The 25,395-nt window shown below is 71.6% G+C and carries 25 protein-coding genes; 21 read left to right on the top strand and 4 right to left on the bottom strand.

All coding sequences use genetic code 11. The features are described 5' to 3' along the window. Positions 1-83 precede the first annotated feature (83 nt). The 5 genes from GFD30_RS19330 (at position 84) to GFD30_RS19310 (ending at position 6,285) form a co-directional block, all read left to right on the top strand. Positions 84-1,505 (top strand): FAD-dependent oxidoreductase, encoded by a 1,422-nt coding sequence (locus GFD30_RS19330; RefSeq protein ID WP_322633423.1) that lies wholly within the window; start codon positions 84-86, stop codon positions 1,503-1,505. Continuing rightward, positions 1,502-3,985, top strand: coding sequence for a nitrite reductase large subunit NirB (nirB, locus tag GFD30_RS19325; protein ID WP_153026820.1), 2,484 nt, complete (start codon positions 1,502-1,504; stop codon positions 3,983-3,985). Before GFD30_RS19330 ends, nirB begins: the two co-directional genes overlap by 4 nt. Next, on the top strand, positions 3,982-4,332 hold the full coding sequence (gene nirD / locus GFD30_RS19320; RefSeq protein WP_322633422.1) for a nitrite reductase small subunit NirD: 351 nt from the start codon (positions 3,982-3,984) through the stop codon (positions 4,330-4,332). Before nirB ends, nirD begins: the two co-directional genes overlap by 4 nt. Further along, positions 4,332-5,480: a uroporphyrinogen-III synthase gene (locus tag GFD30_RS19315; RefSeq protein WP_153026819.1), complete on the top strand. Its 1,149-nt coding sequence runs from the start codon at positions 4,332-4,334 to the stop codon at positions 5,478-5,480. The genes nirD and GFD30_RS19315 overlap by 1 nt, the downstream gene beginning before the upstream one ends. 79 nt (positions 5,481-5,559) lie before the next feature. After that, the gene (locus GFD30_RS19310; RefSeq protein ID WP_153026818.1) at positions 5,560-6,285 is read left to right on the top strand and encodes a hypothetical protein; all 726 of its coding nucleotides are present in this window, start codon (positions 5,560-5,562) and stop codon (positions 6,283-6,285) included. Positions 6,286-6,539: 254 nt separating this feature from the next. Here the strand turns inward: GFD30_RS19310 and GFD30_RS19305 are convergent, their stop codons facing one another. Continuing rightward, positions 6,540-7,619 carry an NAD-dependent epimerase/dehydratase family protein gene (locus tag GFD30_RS19305; RefSeq protein WP_153026817.1) on the bottom strand — a complete coding sequence of 360 codons (1,080 nt, stop codon included), beginning with the start codon at positions 7,617-7,619 and terminating at the stop codon, positions 6,540-6,542. A 284-nt stretch (positions 7,620-7,903) separates the two neighbouring features. On the opposite strand from GFD30_RS19305, the gene GFD30_RS19300 reads away from it, so the two are divergent. The 3 genes from GFD30_RS19300 (at position 7,904) to GFD30_RS19290 (ending at position 9,868) form a co-directional block, all read left to right on the top strand. Beyond that, on the top strand, positions 7,904-8,224 hold the full coding sequence (locus tag GFD30_RS19300; RefSeq protein WP_153026816.1) for a hypothetical protein: 321 nt from the start codon (positions 7,904-7,906) through the stop codon (positions 8,222-8,224). Positions 8,225-8,627: 403 nt separating this feature from the next. After that, entirely contained in the window at positions 8,628-9,335 is a 708-nt protein-coding gene (locus GFD30_RS19295; RefSeq protein WP_322633421.1) for an endonuclease V, read from the top strand. A gap of 71 nt (positions 9,336-9,406) precedes the next feature. Further along, positions 9,407-9,868 carry a hypothetical protein gene (locus GFD30_RS19290; RefSeq protein ID WP_153026815.1) on the top strand — a complete coding sequence of 154 codons (462 nt, stop codon included), beginning with the start codon at positions 9,407-9,409 and terminating at the stop codon, positions 9,866-9,868. Positions 9,869-9,900: 32 nt separating this feature from the next. On the opposite strand, the gene GFD30_RS19285 is transcribed toward GFD30_RS19290, so the two are convergent. Next, positions 9,901-10,542, bottom strand: a complete 642-nt coding sequence (locus GFD30_RS19285; protein ID WP_322633420.1) for an MOSC domain-containing protein — start codon at positions 10,540-10,542, stop codon at positions 9,901-9,903. Between the two features lie 455 nt (positions 10,543-10,997). Between GFD30_RS19285 and GFD30_RS19275 the strand changes: the two genes are divergently transcribed. The 3 genes from GFD30_RS19275 (at position 10,998) to GFD30_RS19265 (ending at position 13,335) form a co-directional block, all read left to right on the top strand. Further along, positions 10,998-11,390 carry a type II toxin-antitoxin system VapC family toxin gene (locus tag GFD30_RS19275; protein WP_153026814.1) on the top strand — a complete coding sequence of 131 codons (393 nt, stop codon included), beginning with the start codon at positions 10,998-11,000 and terminating at the stop codon, positions 11,388-11,390. 64 nt (positions 11,391-11,454) lie between these two features. Next, a complete protein-coding gene (gene recO, locus GFD30_RS19270) occupies positions 11,455-12,207 on the top strand; it encodes a DNA repair protein RecO (RefSeq protein ID WP_322633419.1) in 753 nt (250 codons plus the stop codon). A gap of 342 nt (positions 12,208-12,549) precedes the next feature. Next, a complete protein-coding gene (locus tag GFD30_RS19265) occupies positions 12,550-13,335 on the top strand; it encodes an isoprenyl transferase (RefSeq protein WP_322633418.1) in 786 nt (261 codons plus the stop codon). Positions 13,336-13,480: 145 nt separating this feature from the next. Here the strand turns inward: GFD30_RS19265 and GFD30_RS19260 are convergent, their stop codons facing one another. Further along, positions 13,481-14,335 (bottom strand): ion transporter, encoded by an 855-nt coding sequence (locus GFD30_RS19260; RefSeq protein WP_194202021.1) that lies wholly within the window; start codon positions 14,333-14,335, stop codon positions 13,481-13,483. Positions 14,336-14,444: 109 nt separating this feature from the next. Here GFD30_RS19260 and GFD30_RS19255 point away from each other — a divergent pair, with 109 nt between their 5' ends. The 9 genes from GFD30_RS19255 to GFD30_RS19215 all read left to right on the top strand — a co-directional run bounded on the left by GFD30_RS19255 (position 14,445) and on the right by GFD30_RS19215 (position 21,880). Continuing rightward, positions 14,445-15,464: a permease gene (locus tag GFD30_RS19255; protein WP_153026811.1), complete on the top strand. Its 1,020-nt coding sequence runs from the start codon at positions 14,445-14,447 to the stop codon at positions 15,462-15,464. After that, positions 15,461-16,186, top strand: a complete 726-nt coding sequence (locus GFD30_RS19250; protein ID WP_322633416.1) for a TIGR03943 family putative permease subunit — start codon at positions 15,461-15,463, stop codon at positions 16,184-16,186. The genes GFD30_RS19255 and GFD30_RS19250 overlap by 4 nt, the downstream gene beginning before the upstream one ends. 424 nt (positions 16,187-16,610) lie before the next feature. Beyond that, a complete protein-coding gene (locus GFD30_RS19245; protein ID WP_153026810.1) occupies positions 16,611-17,681 on the top strand; it encodes a metal ABC transporter solute-binding protein, Zn/Mn family in 1,071 nt (356 codons plus the stop codon). 15 nt (positions 17,682-17,696) lie between these two features. Beyond that, a complete protein-coding gene (locus GFD30_RS19240; protein WP_153026809.1) occupies positions 17,697-18,458 on the top strand; it encodes a metal ABC transporter ATP-binding protein in 762 nt (253 codons plus the stop codon). A 121-nt stretch (positions 18,459-18,579) separates the two neighbouring features. After that, a complete protein-coding gene (locus GFD30_RS19235) occupies positions 18,580-19,479 on the top strand; it encodes a metal ABC transporter permease (RefSeq protein WP_153026808.1) in 900 nt (299 codons plus the stop codon). A gap of 53 nt (positions 19,480-19,532) precedes the next feature. Beyond that, the gene (locus GFD30_RS19230; protein WP_322633415.1) at positions 19,533-19,847 is read left to right on the top strand and encodes an ArsR/SmtB family transcription factor; all 315 of its coding nucleotides are present in this window, start codon (positions 19,533-19,535) and stop codon (positions 19,845-19,847) included. Between the two features lie 26 nt (positions 19,848-19,873). Further along, positions 19,874-20,257: a Fur family transcriptional regulator gene (locus GFD30_RS19225; RefSeq protein WP_153026836.1), complete on the top strand. Its 384-nt coding sequence runs from the start codon at positions 19,874-19,876 to the stop codon at positions 20,255-20,257. A gap of 10 nt (positions 20,258-20,267) precedes the next feature. Beyond that, positions 20,268-20,654, top strand: coding sequence for an antibiotic biosynthesis monooxygenase (locus tag GFD30_RS19220; protein WP_194202020.1), 387 nt, complete (start codon positions 20,268-20,270; stop codon positions 20,652-20,654). After that, entirely contained in the window at positions 20,651-21,880 is a 1,230-nt protein-coding gene (locus GFD30_RS19215; protein WP_153026806.1) for a hypothetical protein, read from the top strand. The genes GFD30_RS19220 and GFD30_RS19215 overlap by 4 nt, the downstream gene beginning before the upstream one ends. 195 nt (positions 21,881-22,075) lie before the next feature. Here the strand turns inward: GFD30_RS19215 and GFD30_RS26370 are convergent, their stop codons facing one another. Then, positions 22,076-23,275 carry a hypothetical protein gene (locus GFD30_RS26370; RefSeq protein ID WP_194202019.1) on the bottom strand — a complete coding sequence of 400 codons (1,200 nt, stop codon included), beginning with the start codon at positions 23,273-23,275 and terminating at the stop codon, positions 22,076-22,078. 284 nt (positions 23,276-23,559) lie between these two features. Between GFD30_RS26370 and GFD30_RS19210 the strand changes: the two genes are divergently transcribed. Then, on the top strand, positions 23,560-25,374 hold the full coding sequence (locus GFD30_RS19210; RefSeq protein ID WP_322633413.1) for an HSP90 family protein: 1,815 nt from the start codon (positions 23,560-23,562) through the stop codon (positions 25,372-25,374). The last annotated feature ends 21 nt before the right edge of the window (positions 25,375-25,395 follow it).

The following is a 25,395-nucleotide window of genomic DNA, read 5'->3' as shown; positions in this document are numbered from 1 at the left end:
GGGCTGACAGCGCCGTCGCTCCGACAGCGCGACCTGGGATCCAGGTCGCGCCCGCAGTCAGCCAGCACCTGGAGGTCCAGCGCGTGAAGGTCGCCATCGTCGGCTACGGCATGGCCGGGGCCCGCATCGCCCGCGAGCTCGGGCGCCGCGGCGTCGACGTCACCGTGTTCGGCGCCGAGTCCGAGGCCGCGTACAACCGCATCCTGCTCTCGAGCATGATCGCGGGCAAGCAGACCGAGGCCGAGATCGCCCTTCCCGTCCCGCCCGACCACGTCGAGCTCCGCCTCGGCGAGGCCGTCGAGACCGTCGACCTCGACGCGAAGACGGTGAACGGGACCCCCTTCGACAAGCTCGTCCTCGCCACGGGCGCGGAGGCGTTCGTGCCGCCGATCCCGGGCCTCGACCCGCTCCCCACCGGCGCGTACGTGCTCCGCACCATCGAGGACGCGCGCTCGATCCTCGACGAGGCCGCGAACCGCGCCTCCGCGATCGTCCTCGGCGGCGGCCTCCTCGGCCTGGAATCCGCCCGCGGGCTCGCCAAGCGGGGCATGGACGTGACCGTGGTCCACGCCGCGGGCCACCTCATGGACCGCCAGCTCGACCCGCTCGGCGCGAAGGTCCTCGCCGACACGTACGCCGAAGTCGGCGTCGAGTCGGTCGTCGACGCGCAGACCACCCGCGTCATCCACGGCGACGACGGGCTCACGCTCGTGCTCGCCGACGGCCGCACCGTCACCGGGCAGCTCCTGGTCGTCTCGTGCGGGATCCGCCCCAACACCGACCTGGCCGCCTCGATGGGCCTGGCGACCGGCCGCGCCGTCGTCATCGACGACCAGTGCCGCACCTCCCACCCCGACGTCTTCGCGGTCGGCGACTGCGCCGAGCACCGCGGCATCCCCTACGGCCTCGTCGGCCCCGCCTGGGAGCAGGCGGACGTCGTCGTCGACCTCCTCTCCGGCGTCAACCCCGACGCCGCCTACGAGGGCTCGCGCCTGGTCACCCGCCTCAAGGCCTCCGGCATCGAGCTGGCCGCCATGGGCGAGGTCGACGGCGACGAGGTGGTCTCCTTCGCCGATCCCGCGCGCGGCACGTACGCGCGCCTGGTCATCGACGCCGAGGGCCGCCTCGCGGGCGCGGTCATGCTCGGCGACAACCCGATGGTGGGCCAGGTGGTCCAGTTGTTCGACACCGGCGACCCGGTGCCGCACGACCGCCGCACCCTCCTCATGGGCCGCCCCGGCGAATCCGTCTCGGTGGCCCCCGTAACGCCGGCGTCCATGCCCGACGAGGTCGTGGTCTGCCGCTGCAACAACGTCACGAAACGGGAGCTCAGCGACGCGTTCTTCAACGGCGCCCGCACTCCCGAGGCCCTGTCCGACGCCACGCAGGCGTCGACCGGATGCGGAACCTGCACCGAAGACGTCGCCGGACTCTGCAAGTGGCTGAACGGCACCGTCGCCGGACTCGGCCGGGCCGCCGAACAACTCGATGAGGTGTCAGCATGAGCAAACTCGTAGTCATCGGCGACGGCATGGTCGGCCGCCGCTTCCTGGAGGCGGTCACCCAGCGCGACCCGTCCTGGGAGGTCACGGTCCTGTGCGAGGAGCCGCGCCCGGCGTACGACCGGGTCCGCCTCTCGGCGTTCTTCGACGGCGTCAGCGCCGAGGAGCTCTCGCTCGCCTCGGACCTGCCCGGCGTCGAGGTCCGCCTCGGCGAGGCCGCGACCGAAGTGGACCGCGCCGCGAAGGTCGTCCGCTCCGCGACGGGCGAGTACCCGTACGACAAGCTCGTGTTCGCCACCGGCTCCTACGCGTTCGTGCCCCCCATGGAGGGCAAGGACCTCCCGGGCGTGTTCGTGTACCGCACCATCGAGGACCTCGAGAACATCAAGGCCCACGCCGAGGGCCGGCGCCACGGCGTCGTCATCGGCGGCGGCCTCCTCGGCCTCGAAGCCGCGAACGCCCTGAAGCTCCTGGGCCTCGAGACCCAGATCGTCGAGTTCGCCCCCTGGCTCATGGCCCGCCAGCTCGACGAGGCCGGCGGCGGCATCCTCAAGCAGCACATCGAGAAGCTCGGCATCGGCGTCGACTGCTCGACCGGCGGCACGAAGATCGAAGCCGTCGACGGCCGCCTGCGCATGGACACCAACCGCGACGGCGTCTCCTACGACACCGACCTGATCATCTTCGCGGCCGGCGTGCGCCCCCGCGACCAGCTCGCCCGCGACTGCGGCATCGAGGTCGGCGAGCGCGGCGGCATCATCACCGACCTGTCCTGCGCCACCTCCGACCCGGACGTGTACGCGATCGGCGAGGTCGCCGCCATGGAAGGCATGTGCTACGGCCTCGTGGCCCCCGGCTACGCGATGGCCGAAGTGGTCGCCGACCGCCTCGCGGGCGGCGAGGCGACCTTCCCCGGCGCCGACATGTCCACGAAGCTCAAGCTCCTCGGCGTCGACGTCGCCCAGTTCGGGGCGATGGAGGGCCCGCTCTCCACCACCTACCTCGACCCGGCCCACGGCACGTACGCCAAGCTGATCCTCTCCGACGACGCCACCACCCTGCTCGGCGGCATGCTCGTCGGCGACGCCGAGCCCTACCCGCTGCTGCGCGCCAGCGTCGGCGGCAAGGTCCCCGGCAAGCTCGCCGACCTCCTCGGCGGCGGCGAGATCGAAGGCGCCCTGCCCGACGGCGCGCAGGTCTGCTCCTGCAACGCCGTCACCAAGGGCGAGATCATGGGCGCCATCCACGAAGGCTGCCACGACGTCGCCGAGCTGAAGACCTGCACCAAGGCCGGCACCTCCTGCGGCTCGTGCATCCCCATGCTCAAGCAGCTCCTCGCCGAAGGCGGCGTCGAGGTCTCCAAGGCCGTGTGCGAGCACTTCACCCAGTCCCGGGCCGAACTGTTCGACATCGTCAAGGTCACCGGCATCACCACCTTCTCCGAGCTGATCACCCGCTACGGCACCGGCTCCGGATGCGACCTGTGCAAGCCCGCGGTCGCCTCGATCCTCGCGAGCCTCTCCAACGGCCACATCCTCGACGGCGAGCAGGCCGCGCTCCAGGACACCAACGACCACTTCCTCGCCAACATGCAGCGCAACGGCACCTACTCGGTCGTCCCGCGCATCCCCGGCGGCGAGATCACGCCCGACAAGCTCATCGTCATCGGCGAGGTCGCCAAGGAGTTCGACCTCTACACCAAGATCACCGGCGGCCAGCGCATCGACATGTTCGGCGCCCGCGTCGAAGACCTCCCGAAGATCTGGCGCAAGCTCGTCGACGCCGGCTTCGAATCCGGCCACGCCTACGGCAAGGCCCTGCGCACCGTCAAGTCCTGCGTCGGCACCGACTGGTGCCGCTACGGCGTCCAGGACTCGGTCAAGATGGCCATCGACCTCGAACTGCGCTACCGGGGCTTGCGCAGCCCCCACAAGCTCAAGTCCGCCGTCTCCGGCTGCGCGCGCGAATGCGCCGAAGCCCGCGGCAAGGACTTCGGGATCATCGCCACCGAGCACGGCTGGAACCTCTACGTCGGCGGCAACGGCGGCTTCACGCCCCGCCACGCCGACCTGCTCCTGTCCGACGTGGACTCCGAGACGCTGGTCCGCACCATCGACCGGTTCCTGATGTTCTACATCTCCACCGCCGACCGGCTCCAGCGCACCTCCAAGTGGGTCGAATCCCTCGAAGGCGGCCTCGACTACCTCCGCGAGGTCATCGTCGACGACCGGCTCGGCATCTGCGGCGAACTCGACGCGCTCATGGCCAAGCACGTCGAGAACTACGCCGACGAGTGGAAGGGCGTCATCGACGACCCCGAGAAGCTCCAGCGGTTCGTCTCCTTCGTCAACGCCCCCGAGACCCCGGACCCCACGATCGAGTTCGAAGAGGTCCGCGGCCAGAAGTTCCCGGCCGGGACCACCGAGCGCTCGCAGCCGGTCCTGCTCGGTACGCCCGTCCTCCGCTCCTCCCAAGGGAAGTGATCACAGTGCAGCCCATCTGCGAATTCGACCGGCTCGTCCCCGGCCGCGGCGTCGCCGCGCTCCTGGCGGACGGCTCCCAGGTCGCCGTGTTCCGCCTCTTCGACGACAGCCTCTACGCGGTCTCCAACGAGGACCCGTTCATGGGCGCCAACGTCATCAGCCGCGGCCTCGTCGGCGACCGCGGCGGCGAACCCGTCGTCGTCAGCCCCCTCCTCAAGCAGGCGTTCTCCCTCAAGACCGGCGTCTGCCTCGACGACGAGGCCGTCGCACTCGAGGTCTACGCCGTCGAAGTCGTCGACGGGCAGATCCGCGTCGGCGCCCACTCGGAAGCGAAAGCGAGCACCTGATGGCCGCTCCCGGAGCCCCCGTCCAAGAGACCGAGACGAAGCTCGCGCCGCTGACCGGCTACACCGTGGCCGTCACCGCGCAGCGCCGCGCCGACGAGCTCGCGACGCTGCTGGAGCGCCGCGGCGCCCGCACGATCGTCGCCCCGACGCTGCGCATCGTCCCGCTCCCCGACGACGAGGCCCTCCGCGCGGCCACCGTCGAACTCATCCGGGAGGCGCCCGACCTCGTCGTCGCCACCACCGGCATCGGCTTCCGCGGCTGGCTCGAAGCCGCCGAAGGCTGGGGCATGGGCGAGGACCTCCTCGAAGTCCTCGCCCGCGCCCGCATCCTCTGCCGCGGACCCAAGGCCCTCGGCGCCGTCCGCGCCGCCGGCCTCGCCGAGGAGTGGACCGCCCCCAGCGAGACCGGCGACGAAGTGGTCGAATACCTCCGCGAACGCGGCGTCAACGGCCAGCGCGTCGCCATCCAGCTCCACGGCGACCCCGCCGAGGACTTCATCCGCACCGTCCGCGCCGGCGGCGGCGCGGCCGTCCCGGTCCCCGTCTACCGCTGGACGCTCCCGACCGACATCACCCCGGTCCAGCGCCTCGTCGACGCCGTCTGCGCCCGCCGCATCGACGCGGTCACGTTCACCTCCGCGCCCGCCGCGAACGCGCTCCTGCGCATCGCCGGCGACCAGGCCGCCGACATGCTCGAAGCGTTCCGCGCCTCCGCCGAGGACAACGGCGTCCTCCCGGTCGCGGTCGGCCCCGTCACCGCGGCCCCCTTGGAGCGCTTGGGAGTCGAGACCGTCCAGCCGCAGCGCGCCCGCCTCGGCTCGCTCGTGCGCACCGTCGCCTCGGCCCTCCCGAAGCGCTCGCGCCGCCTCCAGCTCGCGACCGGCCACCAGATCGAGCTCCGCGGCCACATGGTCCTCCTCGACGACCAGCCGTTCCAGCTCCCGCCCGCCCCCATGGCCGTCATCCGCGCCCTCGCCTCCGCCAACGGGAAAGTGCTCTCCCGGGCCGAGCTTCTCGGGCACCTGCCTCGCGGCGCCGACGGCCACGCGGTCGAGATGGCCGTGACCCGCCTGCGCGACGCCGTCCACCTCCGGTCCTGTGTGGAGACCGTCATCAAACGCGGCTACCGCCTGAACCTCGAAGCATGAGAGGCGTGCCTCGGCGCGAATCCCTTTGTACGATGAGGGAGCCTGACTTACCGCCTGAATATCTGAATCGGAGGCCGCCATGGCGTACCCGCCAGCGCCGCAGTACCCGCAGCAGCCCCAGCCGTCGGGACCGAAGACCAGGCCGGGATCGGTCACCGCCGTGGTGTGGACCCAGTTCCTCACCGCGGCGCTGCTCGTCATTACCGCCATCGCCATGTTCTCCGCCCAGTCGGCCGTCGGCGACGTCGTCCGCGACCAGATGCTCAACGACCCGTCCCTCGAGGGCTCGGGCATCACCGCCGACGACGTCGACACGATCATGACGATCACGTTCGCCGCCGTCGCCGGCGTCTACCTGCTGTTCGCCGTGTTCTACGTGATCCTCGGCATCCTGAACAACAAGGGCAACCGGCCCGGGCGCATCCTCTCCTGGATCCTGTCGGGCATCGCGCTGGCCTGCTGCGGCCTCGGGGGCCTCGTCGGCCAGCTGGGCTCGACCAGCTACACGGTCAACGGGACCGAGTACGAGGACGAGATGACGCGGGCGATCGAGGACGCCACCCCGGGCTGGGTCGCCGCGCTGGACTGGATCACGCTGATCATGTTCATCGTCGGTTCGCTGATCATCATCATCCTGCTGGCGGTCCCCGCCTCGAACGAGTTCTTCCGCAAGGACGAGCCGGACGCGGGCCCGTACCAGGGCCAGCCGCCTTACGGCGGTCAGCCGCCGTACGGCCAGCCCGGTCCGGGTCAGCCGGGCCAGCCGCCGTACGGGCAGCAGCCGCCTTCCCCGCCGGTGCAGTAGCCGCCGGTCGAGGCATGAGACGCAGTGGACGGCCCCGCCGGAAGGCGGGGCCGTCCGCGTCTCTCAGGACTCGCTTTTCAGTTGCCGCGACCTGCTTTTCGGTTCCCGGGACCTGCTTTTCGGTTCGCGGGGCTCGGTACCCGGCTCCGGGCCCGGATCGGCGGCCGGGCTTCAAGCGCCTCGGCCCGAGCGCCCGTCGCTGCCGCCCGCCCGAGTTCTCGCCCGTCGGCCTTCGCCGCCTCGTTCCTCGCCGCTCAGTTCTCGTCAGCGGGCGGTTTGGGGACCGTGAACGTCCGCTCGCCGTCGAGCCGGTCGAGGTCCGGGTCCGGTTCGGTGCCGTGGAACGCGGCGAGGAGTTCGCCTTCGCGCTTTCGCGTCATGCCGGCTTTCAGTTGCGGCGCTTCGGCATTCGCCTTCCACCAGCGTTCGACCGTGACCTGGAGCGGCGAGGGCCGGAATCCGGCGGCGACGGCCTGCGCGCCGGGCCGGGTCTGGAAGCCGTCGTAGTCGGGCGTGGGCACCCAGAAGCCGAGCGAGCCGGGGCCCGCCCACGGGGCGACCTCCTGTTCGAGCAGGAACTCCTGCGGCACCCAGGTGAGGTTCGGCCGCTCGGTGATGACGCCCTGCGCGATGAGCGAGTCGGCGATGCCGTCGAGGAAGTCGCCGAACCCGACCGGTTCCCCGATGGCGTCCATGGTGCCGGTGGCGCCTGATTCGGCGGCGTCGAGGAGCCAGTTCGCGTAGTCCTCGACGTCGATCCACTGCACCGGCCGCTCCCGCGGCGCGGGCGCGAGGATCTCGCCGCCTTCGGCCATGCGCAGGGGCCAGTAGCCGAGCCGGTCGTTGGGGTCGCCCGCGCCGACGATGAGGCCGGGCCGGGTGACGAGGGCGCGGTCGCCGAGGCGTTCGCGCACGAGGTTCTCGCACGCGACCTTGCTCGCGCCGTAGGCCTCGACGGCGGGGTCGGTGGAGTCGGGGGCGGTGGGTTCGAGGAGCTCGTCGGAGAGCTTCTCGAAGTTCGCGTAGACGGAGATCGTGGAGATGAACGACCAGTAGGGGGCCTTGTCGGCGAGGACGTCGAGGACCGGGCCGATGTGGGCGGGGATGCGGGCCACATCGAAGACCGCGTCGAATTCCTTGTCCCGCAAGGGTTCGACGCCGCCTTCGAAGCTCCTGTCGATCGCGATGAACTCGGTACCCGCGGGCGGCTCGCCGCTGGAGCCGCGCGCGGCGACGGTGACCCGGTGGCCGCGTTCGGCCGCGAGGCGGGCGATGGTCCGGGAGAGGTAGACGGTGCCGCCGAGGACGAGGATTCGCTTTGCTTGGGTGCTCATCCCCTGAGCATGGCGGCCTGCCGGTCGGCGGGCAAGCCCCGTTCGCCCTCGGCGGATCCGCTCACGGCAGCGGCGAGTCGCGGCACGGCCTCGGCAGGGCCGGAACGGTGGGCCTGGTGTCGGCCGGGCGGGGGGTACGCGGGACTGCCCGGGGGCGGCGGGACCGGTCGGGCAGCGGCGGCGGGCGATCGGCCCGGCGGCGGCGCCTGCGGCCGTCTTGCCGCGGTCTTGCGGCGATGCCCGGGAGGGCTGAATATGCTGGGAGGAGACGCGGGGAGGCCGCCATGACCGATCAATGGGACACCGGGGACGAGGAAGCCTTCGGCGAGGACTTCTTCGCGTCCTTGGAGGCCGCTGCGGACCCTGACGCTCGCGGTGGCGAAGCCGCCGGCTCGGACGACGTGTTCGACGGCGCCGCGGGCTCCGATGAGTTCCAGTTTGAGTCCGCGTTCCAGTACGAGTCCGAGAGCGACGGCAGCTTCGAGACCGAAGCCGAGGACCCGGCCGCCGACCCGGTCGGCGCCCCCGCCTCCGACCCGGCGGACGTCTTCGCCGACGACTTCGACGCCGAGGACTTCCCCTACGACCTCGGCGGCGAGGGCTGACCACCGGCTGGCCTCGGCGGCGAGCGCTGACCACTGGCTGGCCTTGGCGGCGAGCGCTGACTCGGCCGGGTTCCCGACCTCGGCCGACCTTCCTGCTGCACCCTTTCGGGTGACATCCGGGCTCGCGGGCCCGAGAATTGTCGGGCCCGGCGGCAATGCTGGCGGCGACGGTCCCCTCTGGGTGGGTGGGGGTTAGGGATGGCAATATGGCCTTCAGTACTCATGCCGGTTCGGTACCGGTTCGGGCCGAGGCCGACGGAGCGCAGGGCGGTACAGGCGCATGCAGGTCGAGCGCGTCGGGCCGGTGTCCGAGCGCCGATTCGTATGGCGATGAGGAGAGGTCCGCCCGCCGCCCGGCGCGACAGGGGATCCCCGGCCACTGGCGCTTCGTTAGGCTTCCGGTGTGAGCGACTCCAAGGCACCCCAGGCCCGCGCCGCGTACGCCCGTCTGCCGCGCGATGAGGCCGAGGCGGTCGCGATGCAGACCGAGCTGGCCGGGTGCGTGGTCGTCGCCGACGACGACCGGCCCGTCGCGACGGTCGCGGGACTCGACATCGCCTACGACAAGCACTCCGACACGGCCGTCGCCACCGCCGTCGTGCTGCGGCGCGGTGATCTCGCCGTGCTCGACCAGGCGGTCGTGCGCGGCGCCTCCGACTTCCCGTACGTCCCCGGGCTCCTCGCGTTCCGCGAACTCCCGTTGCTGCTCAAGGCCGTCGAAGCGCTCACCGTGACTCCCGACCTGTACGTGTGCGACGGGTACGGCCTCACCCACCCGCGCCGTTTCGGGCTCGCGTGCCATCTCGGGGTCGTGCTCGACGCGCCCGCGATCGGCGTCGCCAAGAACCCGCCGCACCTGCCCGTCGAGGCCCCCGCCGCCGAGCGCGGCGCCTGGACCCCGATCAGCGCGGGGGAGGAGACCGTCGGATGCGCGCTGCGCACCCAGGACGGCGTCAAGCCCGTGTACGTCTCGGTCGGCCACCGCCGCACCCTCGCATCCGCCCGCGACCTCGTGCTCGAACTCGCGCCCCGCTACCGCCTCCCCGAACCCATCCGGGCGGCAGACCACTTGGGCCGCAAGGAACTCGCCGCCGGCGCGGCGGCAGGGTAGGGCGCACCCCACCACCGACCGGCACGCTCACCGGATCGATTCAGGGGGCCTGAGTCCATAGCGTTGAGCGCATGGAGAAACCCCAGTCAGTCACCAACGCCGCCCTGCTGTGGACCACCGCGGTCGTCGCGGGCGTCATCGAAGCCGTGTTCGTCGTCAGCGAGATCGCCCGGGACTCCGGATTGGACTCCGGCGTGTGGACCGCCCTCGGCGTCCGCGGCGCCGTCTACATCGGAGTCATGACGATCGTGGTCGCCTTCGCGTCCGGACGCCGCTGGGCCCGCTGGGCGCTCGCCGTGCTCCTGTCGGTCATCGGCCTGGCGTCGCTGGTCGTCGAGCCGGCCCGGCTCCTCATGGACGGCACGCCGTTCCTCGAGGCGTTCGGCGGCGACGGCGAGCTCATGATGGGCGTCTTCGTGGCACGGATGCTGCACATCGCGGCCGTGCTCATCGCGACGGCGGTCATGTTCAGCCCCAGCGCCAACGCCTACTTCCGCAAGCCCGCGCTCCAGGCCGCCCAGAGCCCGGCCTAACGTCCCCGCAGCCAGGCCGCCCAGAGCCCGGCCTAGCGTCCCCGCAGCCAGGCCGCGTCGCCGGGGGCGAGATCGGGAATCGACGCGACGTCCTCCACCAGCTCGCGCTCGCCCATGGCCGCGCGGAAGAACATCGCCGCCGTGACCCCGTGGTCGGGCCGGTGCACCACTTCGAGGTCGGCACCCGCCTCGACGTGGCCCGGCTCGACCACCCGCATGTACGGGCCCGGACGGGCCTCGCGCGTGAACGTCTTGAGCCAGCCGCGCTCGTCGATCCAGCCGCGGAAGGTCCCGCACGGGATGCGCGCACCGGTCACCTGGAGCACGAGCCCGCCGGGCCCGGCCCAGCGCTCGCCGATGAGGGCGGCGTTCACGTCGTACCCGGCGACGGTGAGGTTCTCACCGAAGGCGCCCGGCCCGAACTCGCGGCCCAGGAGCGCCCCGAAATGCGCGTAGTCCTCGTTCCCGTAGACGTACACGGCCTGGTCGGTGCCGCCGTGGTTCTCCACATCGCCGACCCGGTCGCCTTCGAGCCCGACCGAGCCGTCGCCCTTCGGCCCCGGCGAGGTCACCCGGACCGGGCCCTCGACGGGTCGCTTGTCGATGTAGGTGGCGGCGAGGCCCTTCCACGGGTTCTCGCGGGGCCGCCCGACGTTCACCGAAAGAATCTTCACGCGCCGGAGCCTAACGGCCGCAACATGAGAGAACAAGCAGATAATCGATGGCGAAGGAGGCGCCTGTGAGCATCCGACGACACTTCGTGGTACTATCAATGTGCGTACATGACGGTGACCTGGGGAGGTCTGCATGAGTGAGGTGACGGTCCGTGAATTCTCACGCAACCCGAGTGCGTTCTTCGCGCTGGCCGAACAGGGGGAGTCGATGACGATCACGAAACGCGGCATGCCGATCGCGATCGTCTCGCCGACAACGGGAGAACTCGGGAAGTACGCGAAGCTCGTGGCCGAAGGCCGACTGCGCCTGGCGCGATTCACATCGAGCGACGTCGACAAGTTCCCGCACTACGAAGTGGAAGGCGATCCGGTACAGGACCTGATCGAGCAGCGGGAACAGGAACACCAGGAGCGGACCGCGCTGTTCCGGCGGATCACGGGGAGTTCGGCCGACAGTGATTTATCTCGACGCCTCGGCACTGCTCACGCTGATCGTGAAGCGCAATCGGTACGAGGAACTCGCCGCCTTCATCGGCGGCCATCCCAACATCCCGATGGCGACCAGCACGATCGGATTCATCGAGACCGCGCGCAACGCGTCGCAGTACGGCCAGTTCCCAAGGCTGATGGGCGAACTCGAACTGATGTGCGGCGAACTCAACGTCACCGAGGAGATCCGGGACCTCGCTGCCGATCTCCCCGGGAACCTGCGCACGCTCGACGCCATCCACGTCGCGACCACGCTCACCATCGCGGAGTACCTGACCGTCCTGGTCAGTTACGACCAGCGCATGCTGGACCTCGCGAAGGAACAGGGCCTCCCGATCGCCTCCCCCGGAGTGAACTGAACTCGAGATCGCCCCCGGTCCCCACGAACCGGGGGCCGTCGTACCTCCGGGCTACGCTTGCGTCGTGGGGGTGAGCACTCGGAAGCTGTTCCGCGACGACGCGGTGGTGCTGCGCACCTTCAAACTCGGCGAAGCGGACGCGATCGTCTCGCTGCTGGGCCGCAATCGCGGCCGCTACCGAGCCATGGCCAAGGGCCTGCGCCGCACCTCTTCGAAGTTCGGGGCCCGCCTCGCGCCGTTCAGCCACGTCGACCTCCAGCTCATCGAGGGCCGCGCCGAGCTCCACACGGTCACCCAGGCGGTCGGCCTGCACCTGTCGGGCGGCGCGATCAGCGGCGACTGGGCCACCTACACGGCCGCGTGCGTCATCGCCGAGGCCGCCGAGCGGCTCGTCCCCGAGGACCACCAGCCCGACCTCGACGTCTTCCAGCTCACTCTCGGCGCGTTCCGGGCTCTCGCCGAGACCGACCTGCCGCCGGTCCTCGTCATGGACTCCTACCTCCTGCGCGGCATGAAGTCCGCCGGCTGGGCGCCCTCGCTCGCGCAGTGCGCGGTGTGCGGCGCGGACGGGCAGCACCGGGCCTTCGCCGTCGCGGCCGGCGGCGCGGTCTGCGCCGACTGCCGCCCCGGCGGCGCCTCGGTGCCCGCGCCCGCCTCGATCGAACTCATGCGCGCCTTGGAATCCGGCGACTGGGCCAACGCCACCGCCGCCGACCCCCGTCAACGCAGCGAGGCCGCCGGCCTCATCGCCGCCCACTTCCAATGGCACTCCGAGCGGCCCCTGCGGACGCTCAAGTACGTCCCGCACGCATCCTGACCCCCTGCAAGCGGCACGAAAGTGAGCGCAACGCGGATTCGCCACCGCCCCCGATTTCTAGATTGCCCGCCGGGTCCGACACGGGTCCGCATGGGGGAGCGAACCAGCGGCTGCCGCTGCGGCTGCTGCCGCCGCTGGCTCCGGCGTCGTTGCATGAGCAGGCGTTGTCGCGGCGTACTGGCCGGGCCCGGGTCGGGATCGCCGCCGGCGGCGACCGCCGCGGCCCGGCGGTCGGCCGGTTACGACAACCTGTCCTGTTCCGGGACCGGCGCGCGAGTGGGGGATCCCCGCGTCCTCGGGCGCGGATTAGGATCGAGGGCCCCGATGCCTAGTGGAGGTCCAGTGAGCCGCACCTATGAGCCGCCGAAGCCGCACCCGTCGGGGGCGGTGCCGCCCGAGCTGCCGCGCGAGCTCGTGCCCAGGCACGTCGCGCTGGTGATGGACGGCAACGGCCGCTGGGCCAAGGAGCGCGGCCTCAAGCGCACCGAGGGCCACACCATGGGCGAGGCGTCGCTGTTCGACACGATCGAAGGCGCGATCGAGATGGGCATCGGCACGCTCTCGGCGTACGCGTTCTCGACCGAGAACTGGCGGCGCAGCCCCGACGAGGTCCGCTGGCTCATGGGCTTCAACCGGGACGTCATCCACCGCCGCCGCGACGAGCTCCACGCCATGGGGGTCCGCATCCGCTGGGCCGGGCGCCGCCCGAAGCTGTGGAAGAGCGTCATCAAGGAACTCGAAGTGGCCGAGGAGATGTCGCGCCGCAACGACAAGATCACGCTCCAGTTCTGCGTGAACTACGGCGGCCGCGCCGAGATCGCCGACGCCGCCGCGGCCCTCGCCCGCGACGTCAAAGCCGGGCGCCTCAACCCCGAGCGCGTCACCGAGAAGACCTTCGCCCGGTACCTCTACAACCCCGACCTGCCCGACGTCGACCTGTTCCTGCGGCCCTCCGGCGAGCAGCGCACCTCGAACTTCCTGCCCTGGCAGTCCGCGTACGCCGAGATGGTCTACCTCGACGTCCTCTGGCCGGACTTCGACCGGCGCGACCTGTGGCGCGCCTGCGAGATCTACGCCCGCCGCGACCGCCGGTTCGGCGGCGCCGAGCCGAACCCGGTCGCAGGCTGAGCAGCAGCGGACGACACGAACCACTGCGGCGGAGCCGGATCCGAGGCGCAGCGGCGCGGAGCGGCGGAGTCCCGCCGGAGGCGCAGCCGCCACGCGGCGGAATCGGATTTGTCGCCGAGCCCTTTCGCGGGCCGAGCCGGCTCCGCTAACGGAACGGCGAGTACTCCCGCCCGCGTTCCTGGTCAGCGGCCAGTTTGTCGACCGCGACCTGGAGTTTGTCGATCCGCTCGAGCAGCAGCGCCGTGTCCGCGGAGACCTCGCCGTCCTCGTCGTCGAGCTTCTGCGCCTCCTCCATCGAGGCGAGCACCACACCGATCATGATGTTGACGAGGATGAACGCCCCGAACAGGATGAACACGATGTAGTACGGCAGCGTCCACATGTTCTCGTGCATGCTGTCGCGGATGACGTTGCCCATGTCGTCGAACGCCACGAGCTGGAACAGGTTCAGCAGCGCCGTGCCCACGGTGCCGAAGTGCTCCCGGTCGGTGTCCTCGAACGCGATCCAGCCGATCATCGCCCACAGGTACATGACCAGGCCGGTCAGCGCCATCACCCCGGCCGACTTCGGCAGCGCCTTCCCGGCCGCGACCAGGATCAGGCGCAGCGACGGCAGGTTCCGGAAGATCCGCACGATCCGCGCCAGCCGCAGCATCCGCAGGATCGTCACGTTCTCGCGCACACCCGGCAGGAACGACGCCGCGACGATCACGAAGTCGAAGACGTTCCAGCCGTCCTTGAAGTACCGCCACGGCCGCCGGCCGAACGACACGATCCCCGCGGCCACCTCGAACGTGAAGAACGCCAGGCACGCGTAGTCCACCCGGTGCAGGAACCCCCCGGCGGCCGCGACCACGCCCGGGAACGTCATCGCGCCCAGCACCGCCCCGTTCAGGATGATCACCGACATCGACAGCACCTGGAACCGCCGGTGGGCCAGGAGGGCCCTGCAAGCGGCGGGAATACGGCTGGGGTCGGTACCTAGGGTGGGAACGCGCACCGTCCAAGCGTAGTAAGCCCGCGCACTTCCGCACGGGTGAGGTATGCGAGGCGTCCGCACCTTCAAGCGGTGGCGCGCCCGGGAGGCGGTGACCCGTCCACCGCCGTCCATGCCGCACAATGAGGGTGTGAGCGCCGACCTCGCCAGCAGCGAGACCCCCGCACCCCCCGCCCCCAAGCGGCGCCGGGGCCTGTCCTCCCTCGAAGCCCTCGCGCTCATCCTCGTCTTCGGCCTCACCGCCCGGCCCGGCCTCACCGACCTCTTCGCCGCCCCCGCCGCGCAGGCCTGGGCCGCCCGGTTCGTCGCCGTCTGCGTCCAGGCGTTCCCCTTCCTCGTCCTCGGGGTCGCGCTCTCGGCCGCCATCGCCGCCTTCGTGCCCGCCGACTTCTTCCACAGGGCCGTCCCCAAGCGCACCGCGCTCGCCGTCCCGGTCGCGGGCGTCGCCGGAGCCGTCCTGCCCGCATGCGAATGCGCGTCCGTGCCCGTCGCGGGCGCCCTCGTGCGACGCGGCGTCGCCCCCGCGGCCGCGTTCACGTTCATGCTCGCCTCGCCGGCGATCAACCCGATCGTCGTCATCTCCACGTTCGTCGCCTTCCCCGGCAACCCGCAGATGGTCGCCGCCCGCGTCTGCGCCTCCCTCCTCGCCGCCGTCACCATCGGCTGGCTCTGGGCGAGGCTCGGCAAGACCGAATGGCTCAGACTGCCGCGGCACCGCCACCACGACGACGGCAAATGGGCCGCGTTCTGGGCCGCGATCCGCCACGACTTCCTCCACGCCGGCGGCTACCTCGTCATCGGCGCCGCCATCGCCGCGAGCCTGAACACCCTCGTCCCCGAGACCTGGCTCGCGCCGATCGCCGACGACCCCGTGCTCGGCGTGCTTGCGCTGGCGGTCCTCGCGGTGCTCGTGTCGATCTGCTCGGAGTCGGACGCGTTCGTGGCCGCCTCGCTGACGCAGTTCTCGCCGACCGCGAAGCTCGCGTTCATGGTCGTCGGCCCGTTCATCGACGTGAAGCTCGCGGCCATGCAGGCCGGGACCTTCGGCCGCGGGTTCGCGGCCCGGTTCGCGCCGGCGGCGTTCATCGCGGCGGTCGCCGCCGCCGTCCTGATGGGAGCGGTCTGGCTGTGAGACGCGACGCGCAGGCGGTCATCCTGCTCCTGGTCGGCGGCGGGATGCTGCGCCTGGCCTGGACGGGGGACTACCTCGACTACGTGAAGCCCTACGCGTTCTGGCTCATCGTCCCGGCGGGGATCCTCCTCGTGGCGGTCGCCGCGATCACCGGCGTCCAGGCGTGGCACGACAAGCACGCCGACGACGACGATGGGCACGGCCACGGCGACCCGAAGGTCGCGTGGCTGCTGCTCGCGCCCGTGGTCGGGATGCTGCTCGTGGCCCCGGACGCGCTCGGCTCGTACGAGGCCGAGCGGACCGGCACCGTCGTCGGCGCCGAAGAGGGCCGCTCGAACTACCCCGAACTGCCCGACGACGTCGACCCGGTCCCGCTCACCCTCCTCGACTACGCCGCCCGCGCGATCTTCGACGAGGGCCGGACCCTCGAGGGCCACCGCATCCAACTGCGCGGGTTCATCCTCTACGACGGCGACGAGCCGCAGCTCGCGCGGATGGTCGTCTCCTGCTGCGCGGCCGACGCCCGCCCGGTCAAGATCGGCTTCGATTGGGCTTCTACGAGCGGCGGCGCGGCCGGCGATCTGGAGCCCGATCAGTGGGTCGAGGTCGTCGGCGAGTACTCCCCGCGCCAGGGCCGCGACGAGATCAACGGCGAACTGGTGCCCTACATCGAGGTCGAATCGATCACCCCGATCGACGCCCCCGACAACGAGTACCAGTAGGCGCGGTTGCGGCCGACGAGGCGCGGCGGGGGCGCGGCGGGCGACAGGCGCTGCACGCAACGGCCTCGAGGAGGCGGTGGCGAGCGCAAGGACTCCGGCGCTGCCGAAGCCGCGCTTGAGAACCTGAGGCCGCGCCTAGGACACGCAGGGCCGCGCTTGAAAACCTGAGGCCGTAATGCCATCCCGAACCCCCACCCACCCAGAAGGGGACCCTAGCGGCGATCATTGCCCGCGGGTGCGACAGTTCCGGGGCCGGATGGGCGCCGAATGCGCGAAGTTCACCCGAACGCGTGATACCGATCATGGACCACCGCGGCCCGGAAGCGGCGAGCAGAATGTTCGCGCTGGTCGCAAGCGGGTCCGCTGCGGGCGATGCACATATTAGCTGTTGACAATGATTGTCATGACGGAGCAAAGTTCACTCATGCGCCGTTCCAGCTTGCTCATCCTCCCCATCGCCGGCCTCGCCGCCGCCGGCACGCTCGCCGCGTGCGGCGGCGAAGACGGCTCCGCCGCCGACGGCGAACTGAACGTCGTCGCCGCGTTCTACCCCCTCGCCTACGCCACCGAGCAGGTCGGCGGCGACCACGTCGCCGTCACCAACCTCACCCCCGCCGGCCAGGAGCCCCACGACCTCGAGCTCGCCCCCTCCGACGTCGCCGCGCTCGAAGAGGCCGACTACGTCGTCTACCTCCACGGCTTCATCCCCGAACTCGACGCCGCCATCGAGGAGTACGCCTCCGACAAGGCCCTCGACGTCGCCACCGCCGTCGAGACCATCGGCTACGACTCGACCCAGGTCTTCGAAGACGACCACGCCGAAGAGGAGCACTCCGAGGACGAGCACGCGGACGAGCACTCCGAGGACGCCCACTCCGAGGAAGAGCACGCGGACGAGTCCGCGACCGCCGAGGAGTCCCACGCCGAAGAAGAGGGCGAGGAGCACGGCCACGACGACGAGCTCGAAGGCACCGACCCCCACATCTGGCTCGACCCGACCCGCTACGCCCAGATCGGCGCCGCCATCGCCGACGGCCTCGCCGGCCTCGACGACGCCAACGCCGACGACTACACCACCGCCGCCGACGCGTTCACCGCCGACCTGACCGAACTCGACGCCGAGTTCACCGAGGGACTCGCGAACCGGACCGGCGACGCCATCGTCACCTCCCACGCCGCGTTCGGCTACCTCGCCGACCGCTACGGCCTCACCCAGGTCGCCATCTCCGGTCTCAGCCCCGACCAGGAGCCCGACACGCAGCGCATGGCCGAGGTCGCCCAGTACGTCGAAGCGAACCGCGTCTCCACGATCTTCTTCGAGACGCTCGTGTCGCCCGACATCGCCGAGACCCTCGCCGCCGAGACCGGCGCCGCCACCGCCGTCCTCAACCCCCTCGAAGGGCTCACCGACGAGCAGACCGACGCCGGCGCCGACTACTTCACTGTGATGCGCGAGAACCTGGCCGCGTTGCAGACCGCCCTCGGCGCGGCGTAAGGCAGCATTACACGAATGCCCGTCCTCAACGTCCGCGGCGCGACCGTCTCCTACGGCGGTCGCGCCGTCGTCCGCGGCGCCGACCTCGCCGTCGAACCCGGTGAAGCCGTAGCCCTCATGGGCGCCAACGGCTCCGGCAAGTCCACCCTCATCAAGGCCGTCGCCGGCCTCGTCCCCCTCGCCGGCGGGACCATCGAACTGTTCGGCACCCCGCAGAAGCGCTTCCGCGACTGGAAACGCGTCGGCTACGTCCCCCAGCGCACCGGCGCCGCCTCCGGCGTCCCCTCCACCGCGGCCGAAGTCGTCTCGCAAGGCCGCCTCGCCCACCGCCTCCTCGGCATGCCTCCGCGCCGCGCCGACCGCGACGCCGTCGCCCGCTCCCTCGCCGAAGTCGGCCTCGCCGACCACGCCCACTGCTCCGTCGACACCCTCTCCGGCGGCCAGCAGCAGCGCGTCCTCATCGCCCGCGCCCTCGCCACCGACCCCGACCTGCTCATCATGGACGAGCCCACCGTCGGCGTCGACGCCGAGACGCAGACCGCCCTCGCGACGGTCATCGCCGACCGCATCGACGCCGGATGCGCCGTCCTCCTCGTCACCCACGAGCTCGGCCCCCTCACCGACCGCCTCGACCGCGCCGTCGTCCTCGCCGACGGCAGGGTGGTCCACGACGGCGCACCCCCGCGCCCGGTCGGCGAGCACGCCGACCCCGCGCACGAGCACGCGCACCCCCACGCGAACGGCGACACCGCCGACGACTTCTGGGGCGGCAGATGAACCCGGGCCCTACCCCCGCGGTCCGCCTCAGGGCCTGGCTGCATGCCGGGCCGAGCGCCGAGTGCCGTTCACCGTTCGACACCGAGTCTCAGCGCGAGACCGACGACCTCCGGGGCCGCAGATGAACCTCGACCTGTCCTTCACGGACTACTTCCAGTACGAGTTCATGCAGCGCGCCCTCATCAGCGCGCTCGTCGTCGGCCTGTGCGCGCCCGCCGTCGGCGTCTTCCTCGTCCAGAAGCGGCTCGCGCTCATCGGCGACGGCCTCGGCCACATCGCCCTCACCGGCGTCGCGATCGGCTTCCTCACCGGTGCCGCCCCGATGTGGACCACCCTCGTGGTCACGGTGCTCGCCTCGATCGTCATGGAACTGCTCCGCAGCCACTCCAAGACCTCCGGCGACGTCGCCCTCGCGATGATGTTCTACGGCGGCATCGCCGGAGGCGTCTACCTCACCGGCATCGCCTCGGACAAAGGCGTCGCGAACCTCCAGCAGTACCTGTTCGGCTCGCTCCTGACCGCCGGCTGGAGCGAGGTCTGGACCATCGCCGTCGGCGGCGCCGCCGTCGCGATCCTCATGCTCGTCCTGCGCCCCTGGCTCACCGCGATCTGCGCCGACGAGCAGTACGCGCGCGTCTCGGGCCTCCCGGTCGGCGCGCTCAACCTGCTCCTGCTCATCACGACGGCCGTCACCGTCTCGGTGTCGATGCGCGCGGTCGGCCTGCTCCTGGTCAGCGCTCTCCTCGTCATCCCGGTCGTCACCGTCCAGCAGTTCACGCGCTCGTTCAAGACCACCATGTTCACCGCCATGGGCGCCGGACTCCTCATCGCCGGCACCGGGGTCGTCGCCTCCGCCGCGCGGGACGTCCCGCCCGGCTCCACGATCGTGCTCATCGGCGTCCTCGTGTTCGTCGCGACCGCCGCCCTGGCCGCCGTCACGCGCCGCGTCCGCCGCATCCGCCGCGGCCACCTCCCGCCCGAGGGCGAGCCGCTCGAGGTCGAGCTGCCCGCGAAAGCATGACCCCGGAGACACCTGGGACCTCGCCGGGCCCGGCGACGCGATATTTTTGCGGAGTGCGGACCGAGACCGAGCTAGCCGAATCCACGCCCGCCGACTACGAGTCGGCCGGCGAGCTGCTGCGCGCGCTGGCCGCGCCGCTGCGGATCGCGATCGTCATGGAGCTGGCGGCGGGCCCGAAGTACGTGCACCAGATCGTCGAGACCCTCGGCGTCACGCAGCCGCTGGTGTCCCAGCACCTGCGGGTCCTGCGCGGAGCGGGTATCGTGCGCGGGACCAGGTCGGGCCGTGAGATCTCCTACTCGCTCATCGACGACCACATCGCGCACATCGTCACCGACGCCGTCAACCACGCCCGGGAGGAGCACTAGTGGCCACGAAGCCCCCGGCCGAGAACATGGCCCGGTCCACCAAGCAGCGGACCGCGATCCTCGAACTGCTCGAGCACGACGACGCCTTCCGCAGCGCCCAGGACCTCCACGCGATCCTGCGCGACGCCGGGTCCAAGATCGGCCTCACCACGGTCTACCGGACGCTCCAGGCGTTCGCCGAGGCCGACATCGTCGACGTCATGCGCCTGCCCGGCGGCGACCACCTCTACCGGCTCTGCGCCGCCGAGGAGCACCACCACCACCTGGTCTGCCGCTCCTGCGGCAAGACCGCCGAGGTCGCCGGGCCGACCGTGGAGCGCTGGGCCAACAAGGTCGCGGCCGAGCACGGCTTCACGGATGTCGGACACACGCTCGAACTCCACGGCCTGTGCGCCGCCTGCTCCAAGTAGGCTGGGCACCGTGCTGGTTGTATATCGTTTCGCCGTAACCGAAGGCGAGACGGAGAGCTTCTCGCGCGACGCCGAGGACGCCCTGGCCGCGCTCGCGTCCTGCGGCGGCTTCGTCCGGGGCGGCCTGGGTCGCGCCATCGACGACTACGGGAACGGCGACTCGGACGCCGAGGACGCCGTCTGGATGCTCTGGACGGAGTGGAACGACGTCGGCTCCTACCGCCGGTCCCTCTCGAACTTCCAGGTCAAGATGGCCACGCCGCTCCTTTCCCGGGCGATGCCCGAGGCTTCGGGCTTCGAGGTGCTCGCCGAGTGCGGGCCCGGCGGGACGCCGCGCCGCATCGACTCCGACCGCGAAACGGACCCCGAATCGGCTCGCAGGGAGGCCGCCCGATGAGCGACCGCGACCCCGCCCGCCCCGACGAGACCGTCCCGCCCGTCGCGGAGCAGACGCCCGCGCCCGAGCAGCGGACCCGGCCCGAGCCGGCGAACGAGTCGGCAGAGCTGATCGAACCCGTCCCGGTCGATCTCGCCGGCGAATCGGCTCCGTCTTCGGAGCCCGCTCAGCCGGTCGAGCCGGCGATCGCAGCGGACCGGTCCGCGGCATCGGTCCCGGTCGAATCGGCCGAGCTCAGTGAGCCGATACCGGACCCGGGCGAGCGCATCGACCTGACCCGACCGGCTGGGCCGGAAGCAGGCCGGATCGCGGCGTCCGGGCCGGCCGCACTCGATGAGCCGACTTCGGACCCGGGCGAGCGCATCGACCTCACTCGGCCGGCCGAGCCCGCCGAGCCCGTCCCGGAACCGGCTGCGCGTGCCGCAGCCGTTCCCGAGCCCGTCGACCACGTCGATCCCCCGATCGAGCCGATCCCCGACCTCGAGCCCGCCCCGGAGCCCGAGGCCCCGGCCCAGCACGCGCCGGAGCCGATCGAGGTCGAGCCGCACACGTCCGTGGAGGCCGTCGCCGAGCCGGCCGGGCCCGCGCAGATCGCGCCGGAGCCCGGTGCCGCCCCGATTCCGCTCGAACCGGAACCGTCGGTCCCCGAAACGGCGCCCGCCGAGCAGGCCGCGCCGGTCGCGCTCGAGCCCGGCACCGACGAGACCCTCGCGCTGCCCCCGACCACGAAGGCGGTCGAGCCGCCGGTCGTGCCCTCGACGCCGCCGCCCCCGACCGGTGTGCCGGTCCCGTTCGCGGCCCCGCCGACCGAGCGGAACGGCACGCGGTTCGGGCTCAAGCTCGGGTTCGGCATCGGCGGCGGCGTGGCGCTCGCCGCGGCGGTGATCATCGCGATCGTCGTCGCGTTCGCGACCTTCGCGAACTCGATCACCGAGGAGGTCCACGACACCGCCGCGCAGTTCATCGACGAGCTCGCCGACGAGGACTGGGACGGCGCGTACGCGATGCTCTGCGAGGACCTCCGCGACCGCCCCGCCGACGACTACATCCCCGAATGGGAGTCGTGGAGCCCGGCGACCGCCGAGGTCCAGCCGCTCGCGTTCGACGACATCGACGTCAGGGTCCGCCTCGCGGACGGCTCGGAGATCGCCCTCGTGGTGCAGGTCGACCAGACCGCCGAGACACTCGGCACGAGCATCTGCGGCTGGTACGAGGTCAACGAGTAGTCGGCCGCCGGCGGGGCATCCGGCCCGCCGGTCAGCGGTCGGCCCGCCGGCAGCGGCGCTTCCGGCGAAGCACGGTCACCCGCCGTACGGCGGCTGCGGCGAGTACGGCTGCTGCGGCCCCTGCGGTTGCTGTTGCGGCGGCTGCTGTCCGTAGGGCTGCTGCGGCTGCTGTCCGTACGGCGCCTGCTGCGGCGGTCAATACGGGGCCTGGCCCTGACCCGGTCCCTGCGCCTGCGGCACGACCACGATCAGCGCCGTCGGCGGCCTCCCGGGCGTCCAGGCCCGCACGCCGGGCGTGAGCACCATGATGAACAGCACCACGACCAGGAGCGCGGTGGCGAGGTTGCGGCCGGCGAGGAGCGCCTGGTAGAACTCCTGTCCCGGCAGCGCGAAGTCCCGGTACCGCATGTACTGCAGGAACTGGGTGATCGCCAGCGGCACCCAGACGACGCCCATGACCGAGGTCCAGACGATCGTGAACACCCGGGGACCGAACCGCCCGCGGGCCAGGCCGATCGCCGAGAACAGGGCGCACACCAGCACCGCGAAGCCCGCGGCCGCCATGATGAGCAGCAGCCCCGAGCCGAAGATCATGCCCGTCACGTCGGTCGGTCCGGGCGCCATGCCGCCGCTGCCGAGCGCGACGAGCGACCAGACGTTGCCGAACACGGCCCACGCCGTCAGCGCCATGAGCAGGACCGACACGGTCACCGCGAACGTGGCCGAGCCGGGCCGCTTCTCGGGCCGCTGCGGTCCCTCCCGGCCTTCCGCGGTGTGCGCGGAACCGCCCGCGGTTCCGGCCGTGCCCGGGAGCTGCACTTCGCCTCTCCGGATGCGGTGCATGAGGATCCACTGCCGGGCCGACTTCGAGCACAGGAGCCCGAGCAGGGTCCCGTACAGGCCGCCGAGGACGATGCCGACGAGGAGCGAGATCCAGCCGACCTCGATGTAGATGATCCCGAAGACGATCGCGGCGGCGCTGATGACCAGGCCGATGATCGCCGAGACGAGGGACCAGATCCACGCCCACCGCTTGCCGCGCGTGATGTGGACGCCGGAGACGAGGGCCTGGATCGTGGAGTACACGGCCCAAGCGAGGCCGATGAGGCCGAACGCGGTGAAGTACTCGACGAGGCTGATGGCCGAGGCGATGTCGCCGAGTCCGGCGAGCGCCATGAAGATCCACAGGATGACCTGGATCCCGGTGATCGTGCCGGGCTTGCGCATCGTCATCTCGGGCGGCGGGAGCTGACCGGGGATCGGCTGGTCGGGCCGCTGCTGGACCGGCCCGTACGCCCCGGCCGGGCCGGATTGCTGCACCTGGTGCTGCGCTTGCGGCGGCTGGGGCTGGTACTGGAGGTGCATCCGGTCGGGCGGCGGGGGCGGAAAGCTCATCGGGGCGGAGTCCTCGCGGTTGTGCGTTTCGGTAGCGGTCACCTTACCGGATGCACACCAGGCGCTCTGCCGCCTCTCCGCCGCCCTTCCGCGCCGCCCGCCGGCTCCTTCCGCCGCGCCACCGCCTCTTCCCGCGCCGTCGCCCCCGAGGCGGGGATCTGCTCGGATCCGCCGCGGATCAGGCCCGGTCCGGCCCGGTAGCGGGCTTTTCTCGCGTTCCGCGGATGCGGCGGTTTGCTAGTCTGACTGACGCTGAACGACCTCCGATCAGAGCAGGACGCGCCGTGTCTGAGACAACGCCCACTTCCCATACGTTCCAAGTGGACCTGCGCGGACTGGTGGACCTGCTGTCGCACCATCTGTACTCCTCGCCGAAGGTGTACGTGCGCGAGCTGCTCCAGAACGCCGTCGACGCGATCACCGCGCGCCGCCAGATCGACCCGAGCTTCGACGCCGACGGCGCCGCGGTCCGCATCACCACCGACGGCAGGCGCCTGCGGATCACCGATCCCGGTGTGGGCCTGACACTCGCGGAAGTGCACAAGCTCCTCGCCACCATCGGGGGATCGTCCAAACGGGACGAAGAGATCGAGGGCGCGCGCCGCGATTTCCTGGGGCAGTTCGGCATCGGCCTGCTCGCGTGCTTCACCGTCGCGTCGGTGATCACCGTGACCTCGCGATCGGCGAAGGACCCCGCCGCCCCGGTCGTCCGCTGGGCCGCCCGCGACGACGGCTCCTACACCGTCACCGAGGTCCCCCCCGGCGAGCACCCCGAGCCGGGCACCACCGTCGAACTCGCGGCCCGACCCGGCGAGGACTGGCTCGAAGCCGACCGGGTCGTCCAGCTCGCCCGCGAATACGGCTCGCTGCTGCCGGTCGCGATCACCGTCGAAGGCGCCGACGGCGCGCCCGTCCGCATCACCGACACGCCGCCGCTGTGGGAACGGGAGCACCCCAACCCGACCGCGCGCCGCCTCGCCCTGAACCGCTACTGCGAGAACGTGATGGGCTTCCCGCCGCTCGACGTCATCGACCTCGACGTGCCCCTGTCCGGCCTCAAGGGCGTCGCGTTCGTCCTCCCGCACGCCACCTCGCCGTCGGCGCGCCCCGCGCACCGCGTGCACCTCAAGCGGATGCTGCTGACCGAGACCGCCGACAACCTGGTACCCGAGTGGGCGTTCTTCGTCCGCTGCGTCGTCGACACGGACTCCTTGCGCCCCACCGCCTCCCGCGAGTCCCTCTACGACGACGAGGCCCTCGCGGTCGCACGGGACGCGATCGGCGCGCAGATCCGCGAGTGGATCTCCCGCCTCGCCGCCGAGGACCCCGCCCGCCTCGAGGCGTTCCTCGCCGTCCACGAGCTGGGCGTCAAGGCCCTCGCCCGCCACGACGAGGAGCTGCTCGCCGCGATGCTCCCGTGGCTGCGGTTCGAGACCACCGCCGGCCGCACCAGCCTCCCCGAGTTCGCCCGCGCCTACCAGCCGGTCTACCTGGCCGCCACTGTGGACGAATACCGGCAGGTCGCCCAGATCGCCGCCGCCCAGGGCATCGGCGTCGTCAACGGCGGCTACACCTACGACGGCGAGCTCGTCCAGGCCCTGCCGCGCCTCGACCCGCAGGTGAAGGTCGAGAACCTCCAGCCCGGCGTGATCTCCGCGAGCCTCGACCCGGTCGACGCCCGCGCCGAACTCGCGCTCCAGTCGTTCCTGGCGGCCGCCCGCGCCCGCCTCGACCAGGTCGACGTCGACGTGGTCGTCCGCGAGTTCAACCCCGTGTCGGTGCCCGCGCTGCTCCTCGACGACCGCGAGGCCCGCCGCGAACGCCAGCGCGCCGAGGCCGAGGCGCAGGCCGACGACCTGTGGGGCGGCATCCTCGCGTCGATCAAGCAGCACGCGCCGCGCGCGCAGCTCGTGCTGAACCACCGCAACCCGACCGTGCGCCGCATCGGCGCGATCGCCGACCCGGAGCTGGCCGGGACGGCCGTCGAGTCCCTGTACGGGCAGGCGCTGCTCATGAGCCACCGGCCGCTGCGCAGCGCCGACACGGCGCTGCTGAACCGCTCGTTCATGAACCTGCTGGAGCACGTCACAAAGGACTAGCATTCCCCTCGACCCCAGGAG

Origin of the sequence: Glycomyces albidus, from assembly GCF_009451885.1 — a bacterium.
Lineage (GTDB): Bacteria > Actinomycetota > Actinomycetes > Mycobacteriales > Micromonosporaceae > Glycomyces > Glycomyces albidus.
The sequence above is the reverse complement of the archived record's forward strand: the minus strand, read 5'-3'. Positions and strand labels throughout refer to the sequence as shown.